The sequence below is a fragment of the Bacillus sp. FSL K6-1000 genome (assembly GCF_038630785.1).
Lineage (GTDB): Bacteria > Bacillota > Bacilli > Bacillales > Bacillaceae > Bacillus > Bacillus safensis.
Window position 1 is genome coordinate 62,997 of the sequence record NZ_CP152042.1, and the last position, 21,373, is coordinate 84,369.

Genomic DNA, 21,373 nt, shown 5'->3' on the forward strand with positions numbered 1-21,373 from the left:
AAACAAACAGGGAGGAGGAGCCAAATGAAAAACATACAATCATTTATCAAACAAAGTGATGATTTTCAGTCCATTTTTAATGGACTAAAGGAAGGGTTAAAAGAACAGCTGCTTGCCGGACTATCAGGCTCCGTCAGATCTTTATTTACAGCCGCGATATCAGACGAACTGAAGCGGCCAATGTTTATTGTGACTCACAATTTATATCAGGCACAGAAGGTAACAGATGATTTAGCAAGTGTGATGCCGGATCGCTCGGTTCTTCTTTATCCTGTCAATGAACTTATCGCTTCAGAAATTGCAGTGGCAAGCCCTGAGCTGAGAGCACAGCGTTTAGATGTCCTGAACCGGCTTGCGAATGGAGAAAATCCCATTATCGTCACTCCCGCTGCTGCGGTGCGCAGGATGCTTCCGCCAGTTGAGCTCTGGAAGGAGAGTCAGATCCATTTAAAGATCGGTGAAGAAATTGATTTGGAGGCGTTTTCAAAACAGCTCGTACAAATTGGTTATGACCGGACGTCAATGGTTGCAGCGCCCGGAGATTTTAGTGTGCGCGGAGGAATCATCGACATCTATGCGTTAACGGAAGATCATCCAATCCGTATTGAACTGTTTGATACAGAAGTAGACTCGATTCGAACGTTTCATTCAGATACACAGCGTTCATTAGAAACCCTTCAAGAAATCAAAATAGGTCCTGCAAAAGAGCTGATTGTGAGAGGTCCTGAACGAGTGAGAGCCATTGAACAGCTTGATCAAGGGCTGGCAAAGAGCTTAAAGAAATTCAACTCAGATCAGCAAAAAGAGCTGCTTCATCAAAATATTTCTGCTGACCGCGAGAAGCTGCTAGAAGGCATCGTGACACAGGAAATGACGAAGTACCTAGCCTATTTCTATGAAAAGCCTGCTAGTTTGCTAGATTACACATCGCAGGATACGATTATTATTTTAGATGAAATCAGCAGAATTCAGGAGATGGAAGAACAGCTTGAACAGGAAGAAGCCGATTGGACAATTAGTCTGCTTGAAGAAGGGAACATTCTTCATGATTTATCTCTTTCTTTCCCGTTCCAAGAACTGATCAATCAGCAATCAAGGTCCATTCTGTACTACTCCTTGTTCCTGAGACATGTCCAGCAGACAAATCCGCAAAATATCGTCAATGTATCTAGTAAGCAAATGCAGAATTTCCACGGGCAGATGAATGTGCTGGCGAGTGAAATTGAACGCTATAAAAAACAGCAGTACACAGTTGTCTTCTTAGGTGCGGATGAAGAGCGGACAGAAAAGCTATCGTCTGTTCTGCATGATTATGACATTGAAGCTGCTCTTGCTAAACCGGACGCTGAACTTGTGAGCGGACAGGTGTATATTTTACAAGGTGAGCTGCAAACAGGCTTTGAACTTCCGTTATCAAAAATTGCTGTGATCACAGAAGGTGAACTCTTCAAGAAACGTGTGAAAAAGCAGGCACGTAAGCAAAAGCTGACCAATGCAGAGCGAATCAAGAGCTATTCAGAGCTTCAAGTCGGCGATTATGTGGTGCACATTAACCACGGGATCGGTAAATATTTAGGAATTGAAACGCTTGAAATCGGCGGCATTCATAAAGATTATTTAAATATTCATTATCAAGGAAGCGACAAGCTTTATGTACCGGTTGAACAAATTGATCAGGTGCAGAAATATGTAGGATCAGAAGGTAAAGAACCAAAGCTGTACAAACTTGGCGGCAGCGATTGGAAACGCGTGAAGAAAAAAGTTGAAACATCTGTACAGGACATCGCAGATGATCTGATTAAGCTGTACGCAGAACGCGAGGCTAGCAAAGGATATGCCTTTTCGCCTGACCATGAGATGCAGCGCCAGTTTGAATCTGCATTCCCTTACCAGGAAACAGATGATCAAATCCGTTCGATTCACGAAATTAAGCAGGATATGGAGCGGGAACGCCCAATGGACCGTCTGCTTTGTGGAGATGTGGGCTACGGAAAAACAGAGGTGGCTATTCGTGCGGCCTTCAAAGCGATTGCTGACGGGAAGCAGGTAGCCCTGCTAGTTCCGACAACTATCTTAGCGCAGCAGCATTTTGATACAATCATGGACCGATTCCAAGACTACCCTGTCAAAATCGCGCAGCTGAGCCGTTTCCGTACAAGAAAAGAAACAACTGAAACGTTAAAAGGGCTGAAAAACGGGACGATTGATATGGTTATCGGCACACACCGTCTTCTTTCAAAAGACATCGTCTACAAGGATTTAGGGCTGTTGATCATTGATGAGGAACAGCGTTTTGGTGTGACGCATAAAGAGAAAATTAAGCAGATGAAAGCCAATATCGATGTACTGACATTAACGGCTACGCCAATTCCGCGTACGCTTCATATGTCCATGCTTGGCGTGCGGGATTTATCTGTTATTGAAACACCGCCTGAAAACCGATTCCCTGTTCAAACCTATGTGGTTGAGTACAACGGCGCTTTAGTCAGAGAAGCAATTGAGCGAGAATTAGCACGCGGCGGTCAAGTGTACTTCCTTTACAACCGTGTTGAGGATATTGAACGAAAAGCAGACGAAATCTCCATGTTAGTCCCAGACGCAAAAGTTAGTTATGCGCACGGGAAAATGAGTGAGAACGAGCTGGAATCAGTGATGATCAATTTCCTTGAAGGTGAATCAGATGTATTGGTCAGTACCACCATCATTGAAACGGGAGTCGATATTCCAAATGTGAACACGCTCATCGTCCACGATGCAGATAAAATGGGGCTTTCTCAGCTGTACCAGCTAAGAGGACGAGTAGGACGCTCGAATCGTGTCGCATATGCTTATTTCACGTATCGAAAAGATAAAGTTCTTTCTGAAGTTGCGGAGAAAAGACTTCAAGCCATTAAAGAATTCACAGAGCTTGGATCCGGGTTTAAAATTGCGATGCGTGATTTAACGATTCGAGGAGCAGGGAACTTACTTGGGGCGCAGCAGCATGGCTTCATTGATTCGGTTGGATTCGACCTCTATTCTCAAATGCTGAAAGAAGCCATTGAGGAAAGAAGAGGCGATACAACGGCTCAAGTTAAATTCGAGCCAGAAATTGATCTGCAAATTGATGCGTACATCCCAGACACTTATATTTCGGATGGCAAGCAGAAGATTGAGATGTATAAACAGTTCAGAGCAATTGGATCGATTGAAGAGCGAAAAGAGCTTCAGGATGAAATGATCGACCGATTTGGTGAATATCCGCAAGAAGTGGCAGACTTGTTTACGATTGCGACAATGAAGGTGTACGCTGTCCAGGAACGTGTCGAGCTGATCAAGATGGAGAAAGGCATTGTCAGAATGACACTTGATGAGCAAGCAAGCAGTGAAATCGACGGTCAAAAATTATTTGAGCTTGGCAGTAAATATGGACGTGAAATTGGGTTGGGAATGGAAGGCAGCAAGCTGATTATTTCTGTCCAAACGAAAGGCAAGAAAACGGAGGAATGGCTTGAGGTTGTTCTTAATATGCTTCGAGGGCTTCAAGATGTGAAAAAAGAAACCATTCCATCTTCATAAAATTTTGTTTGTCTCTCGTGTATATTACGTTTGATGTGACGGATACTAAACTCAGGGTCAAGTGGTGAATGTTGCATAAAGTGGACGCTTTTGTTCCATTCACCCAACACATCATCAAACGAAAGAGAGGCAGCAGTGAATGAAAGCAACTGGAATTGTACGCCGTATCGATGATCTAGGTAGAGTGGTTATTCCAAAGGAGATTCGCAGAACATTGCGCATCCGGGAAGGAGATCCGCTTGAGATTTTCGTCGACCGCGATGGAGAAGTGATTTTGAAGAAGTATTCGCCGATTAGTGAGCTAGGAGACTTTGCGAAGGAATATGCTGATGCATTATTCGACAGTTTGGGTCATTCCATCCTGATCTGTGATCGAGATACGTATATTGCTGTATCCGGCAGTTCGAAAAAAGAGTACTTAAACAAATCCATCAGTGATTTACTTGAACGAACAATGGATCAGCGTAATTCTGTGTTAGAAGAAAGCAAAAAAGAAATTCAACTTGTCGATGGTATTGATGATGACGTATCTGCTTATACCATTGCACCTATTGTTGCAAACGGAGATCCGATTGGCGCCGTCGTCTTATTTTCTAAAGAGCGTTCAATGGGAGAAGTGGAGCATAAAGCGGCAGAAACGGCAGCTGGCTTCTTAGCCCGTCAAATGGAACATTAGGTCTAATAACTCTATATCATTTTGATAAAACGAAAAAATGCCGATGAAATCAATTGATTTTGTCGGTTTTTTATATGGGATGAAACAAATCGGGACATGTGCCGTCTACTCCTTAGAAAGAAACGGCTTTTCATTCACGTATGATATAATGAGTTCGTTTAACTGTAGATCTATTTTAAAGGAGTCATCCATGAAAAATGCTGTGAATCAGCCGCATTGGCTTTTCCAGGGTGCGGTGATTTTGACCATCGCAGGCTTGTTATCAAAGGTACTCAGTGCCGTTTACCGTGTCCCGTTTCAAAACATCGTAGGGGACACAGGGTTTTATATTTATCAGCAGGTATATCCTTTCCTTGGTATTGCCATCATGCTCGGTACAACAGGTTTTCCTGTCATGGTGTCCAAGCTTCTGAGTGAGCATGGGGAAGAGAATCGACGGATCATTACAAGGGTATCCTTGGTATATATCACTTTACTAAGCTTGGTCTTATTTCTTTGTCTTTACATAGGAGCAGGCACAATGGCGAGCCTTATGGCAGATAGTCAATTAATTCTGCTCATCCAGATGAGTGCTTTTGTGTTTCTATTTCTGCCGCTCACTGTGATGCTGAGAGGAGTTTTTCAGAGTGACGGGCTAATGCTTCCTACGGCTGTTTCTCAGTTGATTGAGCAGCTCATCAGGGTAGGCGTCCTGCTTGTTTTATCCTTCTATTTCGTGAGGCACGGCTATTCGCTTTATGAAACAGGGGCGGGCGCGGTGTTCTCTTCTATCGCAGGAAGTGCGGCGTCGCTCATTTTACTTCTTTTCCTTTGGTTGACCTATCGAAAACAGTCTGCTGCAAGTATGTCAGGCAAACAGGCGACACTTCGAAAAAAAGATATTTTGAAGAGTTTGGTGCTGTATACATTGACGATTTGTGTCAGCGGTTTGCTCATTTTATGGATGCAAATGATTGATGCTTTTCATCTGTATGCGTTGCTGCGCAGTGAGGGTCTCAGTGAAGCGGCGGCAAAGGCGGCAAAAGGTGTGTATGACCGAGGTCAGCCGTTCTTGCAGCTAGGGACGGTGTTTGCCATCAGCATCGGAACCTCTCTTGTGCCATTTTTATCGGCAGCCATGAGAAATGGGGAGCATGAAACGATACGGCAAAAAGTGCGGTCATCGGTTAAGACCACGTCGGTATTAGGGATTGGGTCAGCTGTTGGGCTGATTTGTATTTTATCACCAGTAAATACAATGCTTTTTCGTAATGATTTAGGCACAGATGCCCTGCAAATATTCTGTATATCGATTGCATTTACGTCGATTGCCATTACGCAGGCGGCTTTACTGCAAGGGCTCGGACATACTGTGTATCCCGCTGTTGTGGTGATCATCAGCGTGCTGGTGAAGTGGATTCTAACGATTACGCTTGTTCCGTTATTTGGCATCCACGGTGCCGCATGGTCAACTGTATGTGCTTTTCTCACAGCAGCCTTGCTCAATGCCGTTTATTTGAAGCATAAAGGATGGATTTCATGGAGAGAGCTGTTTCCAGTGAAAATTCTTTTATCAGCCGCCTTCATGGCTGTGGTCTTAATGGGATATCAGGCTCTGTTTTCCTGGGTTATCCCCTTTGAAAAACGTCCGTTTTCCGTTTTAGAGAGCCTGACATCAGTTTTTATTGGTGGTTTCGCCTTTTTATATAGTATTCTTAAGCTAGAAGTATTTACGGACGAGGAATGGAGACTCATTCCATTAGGAGAAAAGATTTTATATTTTAAACAGATGAGAGGGAATCAAAATGGCAGGTAAGATTACCGTCGTCGGTCTCGGGGCAGGCGACATGGATCAGCTGACGCTAGGTGTATATAAGCAACTGAAGCAGGCGAAAGAAGTATATATGAGAACGCAGGACCATCCGCTTACCGCAGAGTTAATGCAGGAGGTCCCATCTCTCACCTTTTTTGATGAAATTTATGAAAAGCACGATCAGTTTGATCAGGTGTATCAGGAAATTACCGAAATATTATTTGCAGAGGCAGCGGAAAAAGACATTGTGTACGCAGTACCTGGTCATCCATTTGTGGCAGAAAAGACCGTACAGCTGCTCGTCGCCGGGCAGAAAGAGCGCGGGATCGAGGTGTCTGTCGCTGGTGGACAAAGCTTTTTAGATGCGACATTCAACTCCTTGCAGATTGACCCCATCGAAGGATTACAATTCGTTGATGCAGGGGATATGAGAGCGGATGATCTGAAATTAACCCAGCACGTCTTAATTTGTCAGGTATATGATCAGATGACAGCATCGAATGTGAAGCTCACGCTGATGGAAAAGCTCCCTGACGATTATGAAGTTTATATTGTGACTGCAGCCGGAAGCAGTCAGGAACAGATTACTGCCGTTCCTTTATTTGAACTTGATCGAGATGTGTCGATAAATAACTTAACAAGTGTTTATGTTCCTCCGATTCAAGATGAACAGCTGCTTTATCAACAATTTGACACTTTCCGTGACGTCATACGTACATTAAGAGGTCCGGGCGGCTGTCCATGGGATCAAAAACAAACCAATGAGTCACTCAAACCATATTTAATTGAAGAATGCTATGAGCTGCTTGAAGCGATAGATGAAGATGACCCAGATCATATGGTGGAAGAGCTCGGCGATGTGCTGCTGCAGGTGTTACTCCACGCTCAAATTGGCGAAGATGACGGTTATTTCTCAATCGATGACGTCATTCAGCATGTCACAGAAAAAATGATTCGGCGACACCCGCATGTGTTTGGTGACACAAATGTTTCTGAGGCAGCAGATGTGGTGGCCAACTGGGAAAAAATCAAGCAGCAGGAGAAGCCAGAGCGGACCGGTTCTATTTTGCAATCGATTCCGGCGACACTTCCAGCACTAACAAAGGCATATAAGCTCCAAAAGAAAGCCGCCAAGGTAGGCTTTGATTGGACAGATGTTCAAGATATTTGGAACAAATACGAAGAAGAAAAGCAGGAATTTCTCGTTGAAGTGGCAGAGAAGACGGACGAAGGTGCAACGAAGCAGATGAAAGATGAATTTGGAGATCTTTTGTTTGTTCTCGTCAATATTGGACGGTTCTATCACCTAGAGCCTGAAACGGCGCTCGCTTCTGCCAACACAAAATTCATGCGGCGCTTTCAGCATATCGAACAAAAAGCAAAGGACATGGGCCGTTCATTAGATGACTTAACGCTAGAGGAAATGGACGATCTCTGGAACGATGCGAAACGTATAGAAAGAGGTGAACATACATGAGACTAGATAAGTTTTTAAAAGTGTCCCGTTTAATTAAAAGAAGAACATTGGCAAAGGAAGTAGCTGATCAAGGCAGAATTTCTATTAACGGAACACAGGCGAAAGCAAGCTCTGACGTGAAAGAAGGAGATGAGCTGCAAATCCGCTTTGGTCAAAAGCTAGTGACTGTTCAAGTCAACGAGTTAAAGGACACGACGAAAAAAGAAGAAGCGGCTGGCATGTATACTGTGCTAAAAGAAGAAAAAACAGCAGAATAGGGCTTGTTCTAAATGACCCTCTTATCACATACAATGCAGTAACATGCAAGTATGAGATATGGGGGATGTATAAATGAATCAATATTATAATCAACCTCAAGGCACGAAGCTGTCATCAGACGCGGAGCACAATGTCACAATGCGAAACAGAAAGCATTTAGATATCACTGGTGTCAAACAAGTGGAAAGCTTTGATAGTGAGGAATTTCTGCTGGAGACGGTCATGGGGATTCTCGCCATCCGCGGAGAAAATCTGCAAATGAAGAACCTAGACGTCGAAAAGGGCGTTGTGTCGATCAAAGGGCGTGTCTTTGATTTAATCTATGTTGATGAGCAGCACGGGGAGAAAGCTAAAGGATTTTTTAGCAAGCTGTTTAAATGACGCTGACAGTCCAGTTTTATACGATGCTTTCCATGGCGGCGATGGGCATCTGGCTGGGCGCATCGCTTGATACGTACAAGCTGTTTGTGAACCGGGATAAAACAGCAAAATGGCTTTTGGCTATACACGATCTCCTTTTTTGGATGGTGCAGGGTCTCTTATTCTTTTACGTCCTGCTGCTGACAAATGAGGGAGAATTCAGGCTTTATATTTTTCTAGCCGTTGCACTAGGTTTCTCGATGTATCAGGCATTGATGAAACATCTGTATCTCAAGATTCTCAAGTTTATCATGATGTGTGTATATCAGACCGTTCTCTTCCTGAAAAGGCTGGTCATGTCGATTGTCTTCCAGCCGATCCGCTGGATGATCACATTGGTCATAAGTGCTATTCTGTTCTTGCTCCACTCGCTCTTACGTCTAGTTCGTTTTACGTTTCAGCTCGTGTGGAAGGTGCTGTCGATTGTTTGTTATCCGCTCATCTGGTTACTCAATGTGACCATTATTCATCGGATTCCCGAAAAATGGCGAACATCAATGAGATTGTTTTTCTCAAAAGGAGCAGGAATTTTACAAGGGGCCAAGAAATTATCTGGTACCATCAAAACGAAATGGAAACAATTCTGGACAAAGTAAGAGAGGAGGCCTTCAACCTTGAACAAGAGAAAAAGAAATATCGCACAAATTCAAAATGATTACCAAAAACAAATGGAACAGCAAGCACAGCGCTTAAAACGCAAACGTCGCGGACTCCTTAGAAGGCTTACCGTGTTTGGTGTGATCGTGCTCATGTTTGCTGTCTTGGTGACAAGTGCCCTCTGGTCGCAATCGTCTTCCCTAAAGGAAAAAGAAGAGAAGAAGGTTGCGCTCGAAAAAGAGTTGAAGCAATTACAAACAAAGCAGGAAGATATTTCTGATGAAATTAAGAAGCTGAAAAGCAAGGAATACGTACTCGAACTGGCACGACGGGACTATTATATGTCCAAAAAAGGCGAAAAAATCTTTGATGTGGGCAATAAGAGCGATTAGCCTTGTTGACACTTAAAATTCAGTTTATGTATAATTGAACAAATGAGATTTTTTTATAAGTCTAAGGAGGAGCACTTTTTTTATGTCGATTGAAGTTGGCAGCAAGTTACAAGGGAAAGTTACGGGCATTACAAATTTTGGAGCTTTTGTGGAGTTGCCAGGCGGTTCAACTGGTCTCGTTCATATCAGTGAGGTAGCCGATAACTATGTAAAAGATATTAATGAGCATTTAAAAGTCGGTGAACAAGTTGAAGTGAAAGTGATTAACGTTGAAAAAGACGGTAAAATCGGCTTGTCCATTAAAAAAGCAAAAGATCGTCCTCAACAACAATCAAGACCAAGCAGAAATGATTTCCGTCCGAAGGAATCGTTTGAACAAAAAATGAACAAATTCTTAAAAGATAGCGAAGATCGCTTAACATCTTTAAAACGTAACACGGAATCAAAACGTGGGGGGCGCGGAGCAAGAAGAGGTTAACTTGTTGCTGCTTTCTATATATTTTCACAACAAAGCATCTGCTGTTCAGCAGGTGCTTATTTTCATGACCTATCCTACATTTTTTGAGATTTCGTCATTTAATTTAAAACTTTCTATTGACGGACAAGCGAATCCTTTGTATTATAGTTCTTGTGCTTCTTAGCGCATTATTATTATGGCGGTGTAGCTCAGCTGGCTAGAGCGTACGGTTCATACCCGTGAGGTCGGGGGTTCGATCCCCTCCGCCGCTATCCTTTTAACTAGAACATAAAGCAAGGCCCGTTGGTCAAGCGGTTAAGACACCGCCCTTTCACGGCGGTAACACGGGTTCGAATCCCGTACGGGTCATCTTCGAAACAGCTTTCTATAGGAAAGCTGTTTTTTTGTGCTTTCGTAAAATTCTGATGAAAGACATCGACTTTCAAGAAAGTATGCCTCTTTGACGAATAAAGCGTCGAACGTTTTATGGAAACGACAACTTCTTTTGACAAAATTTCTTTTTCACCTTCGCTATAATGACAAGCAACGAATATCAGGTGGGGGATGAGAAGATGGAAAAACTAGAAAGAAGAACTGATTTAACAGGAGCGGGGTTTGAAAGAATCAGTGCGGGGTTAAAAAAGATGAAAAACCTGTTTCTTCATCACACGCATTCTCTTTTTTTCTATAAAGGGTTTATTTATGTTGTTCTAGGCTTTTTATTAGGACGAGCCTTTATATTATCTGAAATTATGCCGTTTGCTCTGCCTTTCTTTGGTTCCATGCTGTTTATTAAAAGAGATAAGGCAATGCTTGCTTGTCTCGCTTTACTCGCTGGGGCGATGACGATATCACCTCAAAATGCATTGTTTGTGTTTGCATCGCTGCTTATGTTTCTCCTTGTGTCAAAGGTGGTTTCTTTCATCATCAAAGACCCAGTGAAAACATTACCGGTTGTCATTGTTCTTTCGATGCTGATTACCCGAGGAGCGTTTGTTTACCTAGAGCAAGGTGCTGTGCAAAGCTATGATTACGTCATGGCGGGTGTCGAAGCAGGACTTGCCTTCATTTTGACACTGATTTTTCTTCAAAGCCTGCCGATTTTTACAGTTAGGAAAATTAAACACTCTTTAAAGGTCGAAGAAATTATTTGTTTTATGATTTTAATTGCCTCAGTTTTAACTGGACTTGCTGGGATCTCATTTCAAGGGATGCAGGCAGAGCATATTTTGTCACGTTATGTAGTGCTGACCTTTGCTTTTATTGGCGGAGCCAGTATTGGTTGTACGGTCGGTGTTGTGACAGGATTAATTCTCGGTCTCGCCAACATTGGAAACCTTTATCAGATGAGTCTTCTTGCCTTTTCAGGTTTATTAGGCGGATTGCTGAAAGAAGGGAAGAAAGCAGGGGCGGCCATCGGCTTAATTGTGGGTTCCTTACTCATTTCACTGTATGGGGAAGGGTCAACAGGTCTCATGACCACATTGTATGAATCACTTATAGCGGTTGCACTCTTTTTGCTCACGCCGCAATCAGTCACCTCCAAGGTAGCGAAATACATTCCTGGTACGGTAGAGCATGTACAAGAGCAGCAGCAATATGCTCGGAAAGTACGAGACGTGACAGCAAAAAAGGTAGACCAATTCTCTAATGTATTTCATGCGCTGTCTGAGAGTTTTGCGACATTTTACGAATCTATTCCTGAAGAGAAGAAGCAGGAAGAGGATGTAGATCTTTTTTTAAGTACGATCACAGAACGATCCTGTCAAACGTGCTATAAGAAAAATAAATGCTGGGTGCAGAACTTTGATACAACCTATGAACTAATGAAACAAGTTATGCATGAATCTGATGAAAAAACGTATGAGCATAACCGAAAATTGAAAAAGAAATTTAGTCAGCACTGCTCGAAATCAAAACATGTCGAGGAATTGATTGAAGAGGAGATCGCTTACTATAAAGCCAACCAGACACTGAAGAAAAAAGTCCAAGACAGCAGACGTCTTGTGGCTGAACAGCTGATGGGGGTCTCGCAAGTGATGGAGGATTTTTCCCGGGAAATAAAACGAGAAAGAGAACAGCATTTTATTCAAGAAGAGCAGATGATAGAAGCGCTTCAGCACTTTGGTATTGAAATTCAGCAAGTAGAAATCTATAGCTTGGAACAGGGAAATGTCGATATTGAAATGAGAATCCCATATTGCCAAGGGCATGGGGAATGTGAAAAAATCATTGCTCCAATGCTTTCAGATATTTTAGAAGAACAGATTTTAGTCAAAGCAGAGCAGTGTGCAGAGCATCCAACAGGCTATTGTCATGTTGTGTTTGGTTCTGCTAAATCATATCGAGTGGCTACAGGCGTGGCACATGCAGCAAAAGGCGGAGGACTGGTATCTGGAGACAGCTACAGCATGATGGAGCTTGGTGCAGGCAAGTATGCCGCAGCTATTAGTGATGGAATGGGCAACGGAGCACGTGCTCATTTTGAAAGCAATGAGACGATTAAGCTGTTAGAAAAAATATTGGCGTCAGGTATCAATGAAAAAGTGGCGATTAAAACCATTAATAGTATTTTATCTTTACGAACGACGGACGAGATCTATTCAACATTGGATTTATCCATTATTGATTTACAGGATGCAAGCTGTAAGTTCCTCAAGATTGGTTCAACACCCAGCTTTATTAAACGGGGTGATCAGGTGATGAAGGTACAAGCAAGCAACTTGCCTATTGGCATTATTGATGAATTCGAAGTCGAGGTTGTGAGCGAACAGATGAAAGCAGGAGATCTATTAATTATGATGAGTGACGGCATTTTTGAAGGGCCAAAGCATATTGAAAATCATGATCTGTGGGTGAAACGGAAAATGAAAAGCTTTAAAACAGAAGATCCACAAGAAATTGCTGATTTATTAATGGAAGAGGTCATTCGAACAAGAGCAGGCCAAATTGATGACGATATGACGGTTGTTGTCATCAGGCTCGACCACAACACACCAAAATGGGCTTCCATTCCGACAGGTACATTCTATCTTGAGAAACAAGAGATTTCTTAAAATATCGTATAATATGAATTTCTTCTGGCGATGATGGGGATATAAGCATTCAGTTACAATCCCAGGAGGAATGAAGATGCGAAAAGGTCACGTCAACCAAATCTTATTGATTACAGATGGCTGCTCAAATCACGGGGAAGATCCGCTTGCGATTGCCTCATTGGCAAAGGAACAAGGGATTACAGTCAATGTCATTGGCATTATGGAAGAAAACAGACACGATCATGAAGCGATGAAAGAAGTAGAGGGGATTGCTCTCGCAGGCGGAGGCATCCATCAAGTTGTCTACGTCCAGCAATTATCTCAAACAGTACAAATGGTCACGAAAAAAGCGATGACACAAACCTTACAAGGTGTTGTGAATAAAGAATTGCAGCAAATACTCGGCAAAGACACTGAAATTGAAGAGCTTCCACCTGATAAGCGCGGGGAAGTAATGGAGGTTGTTGATGAGTTAGGAGAGACGGTTCACCTTCAAGTACTCGTGCTTGTTGATACAAGTGCAAGTATGAAACCGAAGCTGCCGACTGTCAAAGAAGCACTTATCGACCTTTCCATCAGTTTAAATTCAAGAATTGGAGAAAATCAGTTTGGGATGTGTGTATTTCCCGGGAAAAACTCAGATGCAGAAATTGTGTTGAATTGGACGCCTCGATTCGATTCATTATCATCTATTTTCCCAAAACTGACCACTGGAGGAATCACCCCAACGGGACCAGCACTTCGGGAAGCACTTCAGCATTTCAAATCAGTTCGCTCACGTAAAGGGCTGCTTGAAGCAAAGGAAGAGCATGATGATGAATTCGGTTTCTAACATCCCGTTAGGCACGGTGATTCAAGGGAAATGGCACCACCATCATTACCGTATTGTAAAAGAGCTTGGAAAAGGGGCGAACGGTGTTGTCTATCTCGCCGAATCACCACATGGGCAAGCGGCCCTTAAAGTGAGTGATGACAGTATGCTCATTGCATCTGAAGTCAATGTATTAAAATCCTTTTCAAAGGCTCCTGTGAAAACCATGGGGCCTTCTTTTTATGATATGGATGATGCAATTTATCCCGGTATGCCTCAAAAACGCTCCTTTTACGTGATGGAATATGTCAGAGGCCCATTACTGCTTGAATTTGTGAAACAAAAGGGTGATGAGTGGATCGTTGTTTTGATGATTCAGCTTTTATCTAGCCTGGCTCATTTACATCAGGAAGGATGGATTTTTGGTGACTTAAAGCCTGATAATCTCATTGTTTCTGGTCCCCCTGCCACGATCCGGTGCATTGATGTGGGAGGAACGACAAAAGTGGGCAGGGCAATTAAGGAGTATACCGAGTTTTTTGATCGAGGATATTGGGGATTCGGCACACGAAAAGCTGAACCAACTTATGATTTATTTGCCCTGACCATGGTGATGGTTAACTGTGCGTATAAGAAAGAATTCAAAAAAGGAGCAGAACCAGAAAAGCAGCTTTATCGAGCCATTGAAGGACATCCTTTATTGAAGCGATATGAAAGGGTGTTAAAGGCTGCTTTACAAGGTAAATATCAATCAGCAGCAGACATGAAAAGTGCGATGCTGAAAGAAGGACAGCTGATTGAATCAAGAAAATCACGCCAAAAGAAGCAACAGCAAAAAAACGCGCCAAAACCCGCTGTTAATCAAAATCAACAAGTGACTTCACGATCGCGGGCTGCAGCAGCAAAAAGAACGTCAGTACGTAAAAAATCAGGCGGACTTTTTGAAACCATTCTTATCGTGTGCAGTGTACTCGCCCTTTACTGTGCATATGTGGTTTTGTTCCTGTTGTAGAGCTGTAAAAAAGCAGGCTTCTTCTTTGCTTGGAGCTACTGAAAGTGATAGGATATGTATATCTTTAAATTACCTGCTCTTTGTGAGGAGGAAGTTGTGAATAGAATTGAATCTTTTTTGAAAAAACATGATGTTTACCTTGAAAATACGACAGTCATTGTCGGGGTTTCCGGCGGACCGGATTCCATGCTCTTACTGCATGAACTTAACAAGCGTCGCAAAGGTTCCTATCAGCTGATTGCAGCCCATGTAGATCACATGTTCAGAGGAGAAGAGTCCTTTGCTGATTTGGCATTTGTTGAGGCTTACTGTAAGGAGCACGAGATCCCTTTTGAATCGTCCCGCATACAGGTCACCCAATATGCAAAAGAAAACCGCTTAAACAAACAGGCAGCTGCAAGGGAGTGCAGATATGCTTTCTTTCGTCAATTGATGGAGCAATACAAGGCTCAATTTATAGCGCTTGCACATCATGGAGACGACCAAGTAGAAACAATGTTGATGAGACTTGCGAGAGGAACTGTTGGTATAGGACTCGCGGGTATCCAAGCAAAACGTCCTTTTCAAAATGGATGGCTGATTCGTCCGCTCATTGGATACTCTAAGGACGACGTGCTAAAAGCTTGTGAAAAAGAACATGTTCCCTATGTCATTGATCAAAGCAATCATACAGATGACTACTTGAGAAACCGGGTAAGAAGACACATTCTTCCTGTGTTAAAAGAAGAAGCACCTCATGTACATGAAAGCTTTCAGTTTGTAAGTGACATGCTGACTGAGGATGAGCAATACTTGCAGGCTTTAACAAAGGAACAAATGAACCAAGTGATAACGAGTCAATCGCCTAAGCAAATTGAGATCAAAACGAAGCCTTTGCTTGACCTGCCTTTGCCTTTACAAAGAAGAGGCATTCAACTAATATTAAACTATCTTTATGAAAACACTCAATCAGCGTTTTCAAACCAGCATATTCTAGGGACTTTAGACTGGTTATCTCATACTGATCAACCGTCTGGATCATTAGATTTGCCAAAAGGTTTACAAGCTGTCAAGTCTTATGATCACTGTATGTTTACCTTTGAACGATCGCATGTAGTAGACCAGTCTTATGCTCTTCACTTAAAGGTTGAGCTCGGAGAAGAGCTTTTTCTCCCAAATGGACAGTCTATCGTCGTATCAAATCATGTTCCGAAGGATGCACGGAACGGAAACCATTTTTTCTTGCTTCAAAAAGATCATGTTCGTCTCCCTTTGATCATTCGCTCACGAAAAAATGGTGATCGAATCAAACTTAAAGGGATGAATGGATCAAAAAAGGTGAAGGATATATTTATTGATAAAAAAGTGCCTCTTGCAGAAAGAGACAGCTGGCCGATCGTCACTGACTCGGATCATCAAATCATCTGGATCCCAGGTCTGAAAAAATCTGTTTTTGAAGAAATTGATATGACAAACAGCGATCTCATTGTATTACAATATAGACAGCACGAAAATTTGTAGGGGGCAAGCAAAAGCATGAAACAAGATATTGAAAAGATTTTGATCTCAGAAGAAGAGATCCAGCAAAAAGTGAAGGAACTGGGTGCAACATTAACCAGCGATTATGATGGTAAATTTCCCCTGGCTATTGGTGTTTTGAAAGGGGCTCTTCCATTCATGGCAGACCTGATCAAACACATTGATACATATTTAGAGCTTGATTTTATGGATGTATCTAGCTACGGAAAGTCTACCGTATCTTCTGGAGAAGTAAAGATCATTAAGGATCTAGATACTTCTGTTGAAGGAAGAGATATTTTGATTATGGAAGATATCATCGACAGTGGGTTAACTTTGAGCTATCTGGTAGAGCTTTTCCGATACCGTAAAGCAAATTCCATTAAAATTGTGACATTGCTTGATAAACCAAGCGGCCGCAAAGCAGACATCAAAGCAGATTATGTTGGATTTGAAGTGCCAGATGCATTTGTTGTCGGCTATGGATTGGATTTCGCTGAACGTTACCGAAACCTCCCGTATATTGGAGTGTTAAAACCATCTGTTTACGAAGGCTGATCAGCATACGTATACATGAGGTTATTGGTTGTGTTGGAATGATTTTCTATGATACTATTGAACATAGTTGTGCTTACTGTGGGAGGAGGTAAGGAATGAATCGGGTTTTTCGTAATACGATTTTTTATATACTTATTTTATTACTTGTGATAGGGGTCGTTAGTTGGTTAGGATCCCCAAATCAAAAGCCTGAGAACATGTCTTACAGCAAATTTTCGCAAAATCTAAGTGCGGGAAAAGTGGAGAGTATCTCCATTCAGCCTGTAAGAGGGGTTTATGAAATTCGTGGTCAACTAGATGGCGCGAAGAAAGATCAATACTTCATTACCCATGTTCCAGATGGTCAAGGTGTTGACCAAATTTACAGTGCACTGAAGAATACAGATGTAAAAGTAGAACCAGCACCTGAAACAAATGGATGGCTGCAAGTTCTGACAACCATCATTCCGTTTATCATCATCTTTATCCTGTTCTTCTTCTTATTGAACCAAGCTCAAGGCGGCGGAAGCCGAGTCATGAACTTTGGTAAGAGTAAGGCGAAGCTTTACACGGAAGAGAAGAAACGTGTGAAATTTAAAGATGTTGCTGGTGCAGATGAAGAAAAGCAAGAGCTTGTAGAAGTGGTGGAATTCCTGAAGGATCCACGTAAATTTGCGGAGCTTGGCGCAAGAATCCCTAAAGGGGTTTTACTAGTAGGACCTCCAGGTACAGGTAAAACATTGCTTGCGAGAGCATCTGCAGGAGAAGCAGGCGTTCCTTTCTTCAGCATCAGTGGTTCTGACTTCGTCGAGATGTTCGTCGGTGTCGGTGCATCACGTGTACGTGATTTATTCGAAAATGCGAAAAAGAATGCACCTTGCTTAATCTTTATTGATGAGATTGATGCAGTGGGTCGTCAGCGTGGAGCCGGTCTTGGCGGTGGTCATGACGAGCGTGAACAAACGCTTAACCAGCTTCTTGTCGAAATGGATGGTTTTAGTGCCAACGAAGGTATTATTATCATCGCTGCGACGAACCGTGCAGATATTCTAGACCCTGCATTGCTGCGTCCGGGACGTTTTGACCGTCAAATTACGGTTGACCGCCCAGATGTTATTGGCCGTGAAGAAGTACTGAAAGTTCATGCGAAAAACAAACCGCTTGACGAGTCAGTCAACTTAAAAGCCATTGCAAGCAGAACACCAGGGTTCTCTGGAGCAGATCTTGAGAACTTACTAAACGAAGCAGCACTTGTTGCTGCCCGTCAAAACAAAAAGAAAATCGATATGCGTGATATCGACGAAGCGACTGACCGTGTCATCGCTGGGCCGGCGAAGAAAAGCCGCGTCATTTCGAAGAAAGAACGTAATATCGTGGCTTACCATGAAGCAGGTCATACCGTCATTGGTCTTATCTTAGACGAAGCGGACATGGTGCATAAAGTAACGATCGTTCCTCGTGGTCAGGCAGGTGGATATGCGGTCATGCTTCCAAGAGAAGACCGTTATTTCCAAACGAAGCCAGAGCTTCTTGATAAGATTGTCGGCTTGCTCGGCGGTCGTGTTGCAGAGGAAATTACGTTTGGTGAAGTAAGTACAGGCGCTCACAACGACTTCCAGCGTGCAACAGGCATTGCAAGAAGAATGGTCACAGAGTTCGGTATGTCTGATAAACTTGGTCCGCTTCAATTCGGTCAATCACAAGGAGGTCAAGTATTCCTTGGCCGTGATTTCAACAATGAGCCGAATTATAGTGAAGCGATCGCTTACGAAATTGACCAAGAAGTTCAGCGTTTCATTAAGGAGAGCTACGAACGCGCGAAACAAATTCTCACTGAGAATAAAGATAAGCTAGAAATCATCGCACAAGCCCTTCTAGAAGTTGAAACATTAGATGCTGAACAAATTAAATCTCTTTACGAAACTGGAAAGCTTCCAGAGCGTGTATACGCAGATGACGAAGAGAAAAACGATGATGTGAAAGTAAACATCAAGAAAAAAGAAGATGAGGAGATCTAATCTCCTTCTGTGAAAGCTGCCGGGATCACCGGCAGCTTTTTTATTTCGATTCATGAATGGATCGGTTTCGAATTGTTTACAAATGGAACTCAATTCGTGTATGGTATGATAGAAAGTCGAAAAATGCTCTTTTTGAGAAACTATTCAAAGTGGTGATGAAGTTGTTACTCGTGATAGATGTAGGAAACACAAATACCGTTTTAGGTGTTTATCATAATGGCGATCTAAACTACCATTGGCGAATTGAAACAAGCCGTCATAAAACAGAAGACGAATTTGGTATGTCCATTAGGGCCTTATTCGATTATGTGGGGCTGATGTTTGATCAAATAGAAGGGATTATCATCTCGTCTGTGGTCCCGCCAATGATGTTCGCACTTGAAAGAATGTGCGAAAAGTATTTTCACCTAACACCCCAAATTGTAGGGCCTGGAATGAAGACTGGATTAAACATTATGTGTGACAATCCAAAGGAAGTCGGGGCAGATCGAATTGTCAATGCAGTAGCAGCAATTCACCTATATGGGGCGCCTCTTATTGTGGTAGACTTTGGAACAGCAACAACCTACTGTTATATCAATGAACAAAAACAATACATGGGTGGAGCGATTGCACCTGGTATTACCATCTCAACTGAGGCTTTATATACAAGAGCGGCGAAGCTGCCGAGAATTGAAATTGTCCGTCCTGATCACATTGTTGGAAAAAATACCATCAGTGCGATGCAATCCGGCATCCTTTATGGATATGTTGGTCAAGTCGAGGGAATAGTGAAACGGATGAAGCAGCAAGCCAAACAAACACCGAAAGTCATTGCAACAGGCGGTTTGTCTACATTGATTGGAAATGAATCAGACTGCATTGATATTGTCGATCCGTTCCTCACATTAAAAGGACTGCAGCTCATTTATGAACGTAATCGTGTCGGTGTATTATAGGAGGTTTAAATCAAATGGATTACTTAGTTAAAGCATTAGCATATGACGGAAAAGTCCGCGCATATGCTGCAAACACAACAGATACAATCAACGAAGCACAAAGAAGACATCATACGTGGCCGACTGCATCAGCTGCCATCGGCAGAACGATGACAGCAACCGTCATGATGGGTGCTATGCTGAAAGGTGAGAATAAGCTAACTGTCAAAATAGAAGGCGGTGGACCAATCGGCGCCATTATTGCTGATGGAAATGCAAAAGGTCAGGTGCGAGGATATGTCTCAAACCCACAAGTTCACTTTGATTTAAATGAACATGGCAAGCTGGATGTTAGACGTGCAGTCGGAACATCTGGAACCTTAAGTGTTGTCAAAGATATCGGGCTGAAGGACCACTTTACAGGACAAACGGAAATTGTTTCAGGTGAAATTGGAGATGACTTCACATATTATCTTGTTTCTTCTGAGCAAGTGCCTTCCTCTGTAGGCGTAGGCGTCCTTGTCAATCCAGATAATTCGATCCTCGCAGCAGGCGGTTTCATCATTCAATTGCTGCCTGGTACAGAAGATGCTGTTATTGAAAGACTAGAAAAGCGCCTGTCAATGATTGAACCAATCTCTAAACTCATTGAAAAAGGGATGACACCAGAAGAAATATTAGAAGAAGTACTCGGTGAAAAACCTCAAATTTTAGAAACTGTACCTGTCGAATTTTCTTGTAACTGCTCAAAAGAACGGTTTGCAAATGGCATTATCAGCCTAGGGAAAGCCGAAATTGATGATATGATTGAACAAGACGGACAAGCAGAAGCTCAATGCCATTTTTGTAACGAAACGTATGTATTTACAAAAGAAGAGCTAGAAGAGCTACGTGAAGAATTAACCCGCTAAGCTCTAAGCAGCGGGTTTTCTTTTTAGAATGGAAAGGAGACGAAAGATGAGATTAAAAGCAAGAGTGGTATGGACATTTATCCTCGTGTTGCTCATGATTAATGCCGTTGTCATTGCATATGTATTAACAAAGTCACAAATGTCACAGGCTTCTTCTAACGGGAAGAGCGGTGAAGAAATTGCATCGATTGGAAAAGAGAAGGTAACGCGTCAAGAATGGTTAAAGAAGATGGAAGACCGCTACGGAAAGGCAACACTTGAACAAATGATCAATCAGAAGGTGGTCAATCAGCTTGCCAAGCAAAACAAGCTGGACGTGTCTTCGAAAGAGATCAATCGTGAATTGCTTATGCTCAAAGCAGTATCTAATAATTTCTACGAAGATGGACATACAAGTGAGAAGGAATGGAAAGAACAGATTCGTTATCAAATTTTATTAGAGCAGCTTTTAACAAGAGATGCCGTCGTTTCTGAAAAAGAAGCGAAATCGTTTTATGAAAAAAACAAGGACTTATATCAATATGATGATTCATACCGCATTCGCCATATCGTCGTGAAGACAAAGGACGAGGCTGAAAATGTATTGAAAGATTTAAAAGGTGGATCCAGCTTCGAAGCCGTGGCAGCTGAACGTTCAATCGACCGTTACACCTCACCATACGGCGGAGATCTTGGATTTGTGACAGAAGAGCAGGAAAGCATCCCAGCCCTATACATACAAGAAGCTCAAAAGCTTCAGCCAGATGAATGGACGAAAGAGCCAATTCAGACCAAAAACGGGTATGCCATTATTCAGTTAAAAGAAAAATTAAATGGCCGCTCTTTCTCCTATGACGAAGTCAAAGATCAGATTAAAAGGCAGATCGCGATGGAAGATCTAGGTGAAAAGGCGAATGTCAAAACCCTGTGGAAGGAAGCAAAAGTCACATGGTTTTACGATGGCGAGCAGGACTAAAAGCATTGACAAAATTTTTTGAAATTGATAATTTAATATTAATACAATAA

18 protein-coding genes and 2 tRNA genes are annotated in these 21,373 nt (G+C 42.5%); all 20 read left to right on the forward strand.

Going from position 1 to position 21,373, the window contains the following annotated elements:
• Positions 1-24 precede the first annotated feature (24 nt).
• The 20 genes from mfd (at position 25) to MHI46_RS00440 (ending at position 21,323) form a co-directional block, all read left to right on the forward strand.
• Entirely contained in the window at positions 25-3,558 is a 3,534-nt protein-coding gene (gene mfd / locus MHI46_RS00345) for a transcription-repair coupling factor (protein ID WP_342503044.1), read from the forward strand.
• A gap of 139 nt (positions 3,559-3,697) precedes the next feature.
• Positions 3,698-4,234: a stage V sporulation protein T gene (spoVT, locus tag MHI46_RS00350; protein WP_003217990.1), complete on the forward strand. Its 537-nt coding sequence runs from the start codon at positions 3,698-3,700 to the stop codon at positions 4,232-4,234.
• 190 nt (positions 4,235-4,424) lie between these two features.
• Positions 4,425-6,029 carry a polysaccharide biosynthesis protein gene (locus MHI46_RS00355; RefSeq protein WP_059376742.1) on the forward strand — a complete coding sequence of 535 codons (1,605 nt, stop codon included), beginning with the start codon at positions 4,425-4,427 and terminating at the stop codon, positions 6,027-6,029.
• The gene (gene mazG / locus MHI46_RS00360; RefSeq protein WP_059376741.1) at positions 6,019-7,503 is read left to right on the forward strand and encodes a nucleoside triphosphate pyrophosphohydrolase; all 1,485 of its coding nucleotides are present in this window, start codon (positions 6,019-6,021) and stop codon (positions 7,501-7,503) included. The genes MHI46_RS00355 and mazG overlap by 11 nt, the downstream gene beginning before the upstream one ends.
• Positions 7,500-7,760, forward strand: coding sequence for an RNA-binding S4 domain-containing protein (locus MHI46_RS00365; protein ID WP_008341839.1), 261 nt, complete (start codon positions 7,500-7,502; stop codon positions 7,758-7,760). Before mazG ends, MHI46_RS00365 begins: the two co-directional genes overlap by 4 nt.
• A 73-nt stretch (positions 7,761-7,833) precedes the next feature.
• The gene (yabP, locus tag MHI46_RS00370; protein ID WP_024425646.1) at positions 7,834-8,142 is read left to right on the forward strand and encodes a sporulation protein YabP; all 309 of its coding nucleotides are present in this window, start codon (positions 7,834-7,836) and stop codon (positions 8,140-8,142) included.
• Entirely contained in the window at positions 8,139-8,777 is a 639-nt protein-coding gene (yabQ, locus tag MHI46_RS00375; RefSeq protein ID WP_059376740.1) for a spore cortex biosynthesis protein YabQ, read from the forward strand. Before yabP ends, yabQ begins: the two co-directional genes overlap by 4 nt.
• An 18-nt stretch (positions 8,778-8,795) precedes the next feature.
• A complete protein-coding gene (locus MHI46_RS00380; RefSeq protein ID WP_003217952.1) occupies positions 8,796-9,170 on the forward strand; it encodes a septum formation initiator family protein in 375 nt (124 codons plus the stop codon).
• An 82-nt stretch (positions 9,171-9,252) separates the two neighbouring features.
• Complete coding sequence (locus MHI46_RS00385) at positions 9,253-9,648, forward strand: S1 domain-containing RNA-binding protein (protein WP_008357409.1); 396 nt, start codon at positions 9,253-9,255, stop codon at positions 9,646-9,648.
• A 177-nt stretch (positions 9,649-9,825) separates the two neighbouring features.
• Positions 9,826-9,899, forward strand: a tRNA-Met gene (locus tag MHI46_RS00390).
• 25 nt (positions 9,900-9,924) lie between these two features.
• A tRNA-Glu gene (locus MHI46_RS00395) sits at positions 9,925-9,996 on the forward strand.
• Between the two features lie 203 nt (positions 9,997-10,199).
• On the forward strand, positions 10,200-12,683 hold the full coding sequence (gene spoIIE / locus MHI46_RS00400; RefSeq protein WP_144468211.1) for a stage II sporulation protein E: 2,484 nt from the start codon (positions 10,200-10,202) through the stop codon (positions 12,681-12,683).
• 76 nt (positions 12,684-12,759) lie between these two features.
• Entirely contained in the window at positions 12,760-13,497 is a 738-nt protein-coding gene (locus tag MHI46_RS00405; protein WP_034325063.1) for a VWA domain-containing protein, read from the forward strand.
• Entirely contained in the window at positions 13,481-14,488 is a 1,008-nt protein-coding gene (locus MHI46_RS00410; RefSeq protein WP_082700850.1) for a serine/threonine protein kinase, read from the forward strand. The genes MHI46_RS00405 and MHI46_RS00410 overlap by 17 nt, the downstream gene beginning before the upstream one ends.
• Before the next feature lie 96 nt (positions 14,489-14,584).
• Entirely contained in the window at positions 14,585-15,988 is a 1,404-nt protein-coding gene (gene tilS, locus MHI46_RS00415; RefSeq protein ID WP_144468209.1) for a tRNA lysidine(34) synthetase TilS, read from the forward strand.
• Between the two features lie 15 nt (positions 15,989-16,003).
• Positions 16,004-16,543: a hypoxanthine phosphoribosyltransferase gene (gene hpt, locus MHI46_RS00420; RefSeq protein ID WP_008357399.1), complete on the forward strand. Its 540-nt coding sequence runs from the start codon at positions 16,004-16,006 to the stop codon at positions 16,541-16,543.
• Positions 16,544-16,638: 95 nt separating this feature from the next.
• Positions 16,639-18,540: an ATP-dependent zinc metalloprotease FtsH gene (ftsH, locus tag MHI46_RS00425; RefSeq protein WP_034284252.1), complete on the forward strand. Its 1,902-nt coding sequence runs from the start codon at positions 16,639-16,641 to the stop codon at positions 18,538-18,540.
• Between the two features lie 161 nt (positions 18,541-18,701).
• Positions 18,702-19,478, forward strand: a complete 777-nt coding sequence (locus MHI46_RS00430; protein WP_039175940.1) for a type III pantothenate kinase — start codon at positions 18,702-18,704, stop codon at positions 19,476-19,478.
• A 14-nt stretch (positions 19,479-19,492) separates the two neighbouring features.
• Positions 19,493-20,368, forward strand: a complete 876-nt coding sequence (hslO, locus tag MHI46_RS00435) for an Hsp33 family molecular chaperone HslO (RefSeq protein ID WP_059376325.1) — start codon at positions 19,493-19,495, stop codon at positions 20,366-20,368.
• 46 nt (positions 20,369-20,414) lie between these two features.
• Positions 20,415-21,323, forward strand: coding sequence for a peptidyl-prolyl cis-trans isomerase (locus tag MHI46_RS00440; RefSeq protein WP_047202025.1), 909 nt, complete (start codon positions 20,415-20,417; stop codon positions 21,321-21,323).
• Positions 21,324-21,373 lie beyond the last annotated feature (50 nt).

Excerpts from the sequence above, each read along its gene's own strand:
- mfd (WP_342503044.1), top strand. The coding sequence starts at position 25 with ATGAAAAACATACAATCATTTATCAAACAAAGTGATGATTTTCAGTCC.
- spoVT (WP_003217990.1), top strand. The coding sequence starts at position 3,698 with ATGAAAGCAACTGGAATTGTACGCCGTATCGATGATCTAGGTAGAGTG.
- MHI46_RS00355 (WP_059376742.1), top strand. The coding sequence starts at position 4,425 with ATGAAAAATGCTGTGAATCAGCCGCATTGGCTTTTCCAGGGTGCGGTG.
- mazG (WP_059376741.1), top strand. The coding sequence starts at position 6,019 with ATGGCAGGTAAGATTACCGTCGTCGGTCTCGGGGCAGGCGACATGGAT.
- MHI46_RS00365 (WP_008341839.1), top strand. The coding sequence starts at position 7,500 with ATGAGACTAGATAAGTTTTTAAAAGTGTCCCGTTTAATTAAAAGAAGA.
- yabP (WP_024425646.1), top strand. The coding sequence starts at position 7,834 with ATGAATCAATATTATAATCAACCTCAAGGCACGAAGCTGTCATCAGAC.
- yabQ (WP_059376740.1), top strand. The coding sequence starts at position 8,139 with ATGACGCTGACAGTCCAGTTTTATACGATGCTTTCCATGGCGGCGATG.
- MHI46_RS00385 (WP_008357409.1), top strand. The coding sequence starts at position 9,253 with ATGTCGATTGAAGTTGGCAGCAAGTTACAAGGGAAAGTTACGGGCATT.
- spoIIE (WP_144468211.1), top strand. The coding sequence starts at position 10,200 with ATGGAAAAACTAGAAAGAAGAACTGATTTAACAGGAGCGGGGTTTGAA.
- MHI46_RS00405 (WP_034325063.1), top strand. The coding sequence starts at position 12,760 with ATGCGAAAAGGTCACGTCAACCAAATCTTATTGATTACAGATGGCTGC.
- MHI46_RS00410 (WP_082700850.1), top strand. The coding sequence starts at position 13,481 with ATGAATTCGGTTTCTAACATCCCGTTAGGCACGGTGATTCAAGGGAAA.
- hpt (WP_008357399.1), top strand. The coding sequence starts at position 16,004 with ATGAAACAAGATATTGAAAAGATTTTGATCTCAGAAGAAGAGATCCAG.
- ftsH (WP_034284252.1), top strand. The coding sequence starts at position 16,639 with ATGAATCGGGTTTTTCGTAATACGATTTTTTATATACTTATTTTATTA.
- hslO (WP_059376325.1), top strand. The coding sequence starts at position 19,493 with ATGGATTACTTAGTTAAAGCATTAGCATATGACGGAAAAGTCCGCGCA.
- MHI46_RS00440 (WP_047202025.1), top strand. The coding sequence starts at position 20,415 with ATGAGATTAAAAGCAAGAGTGGTATGGACATTTATCCTCGTGTTGCTC.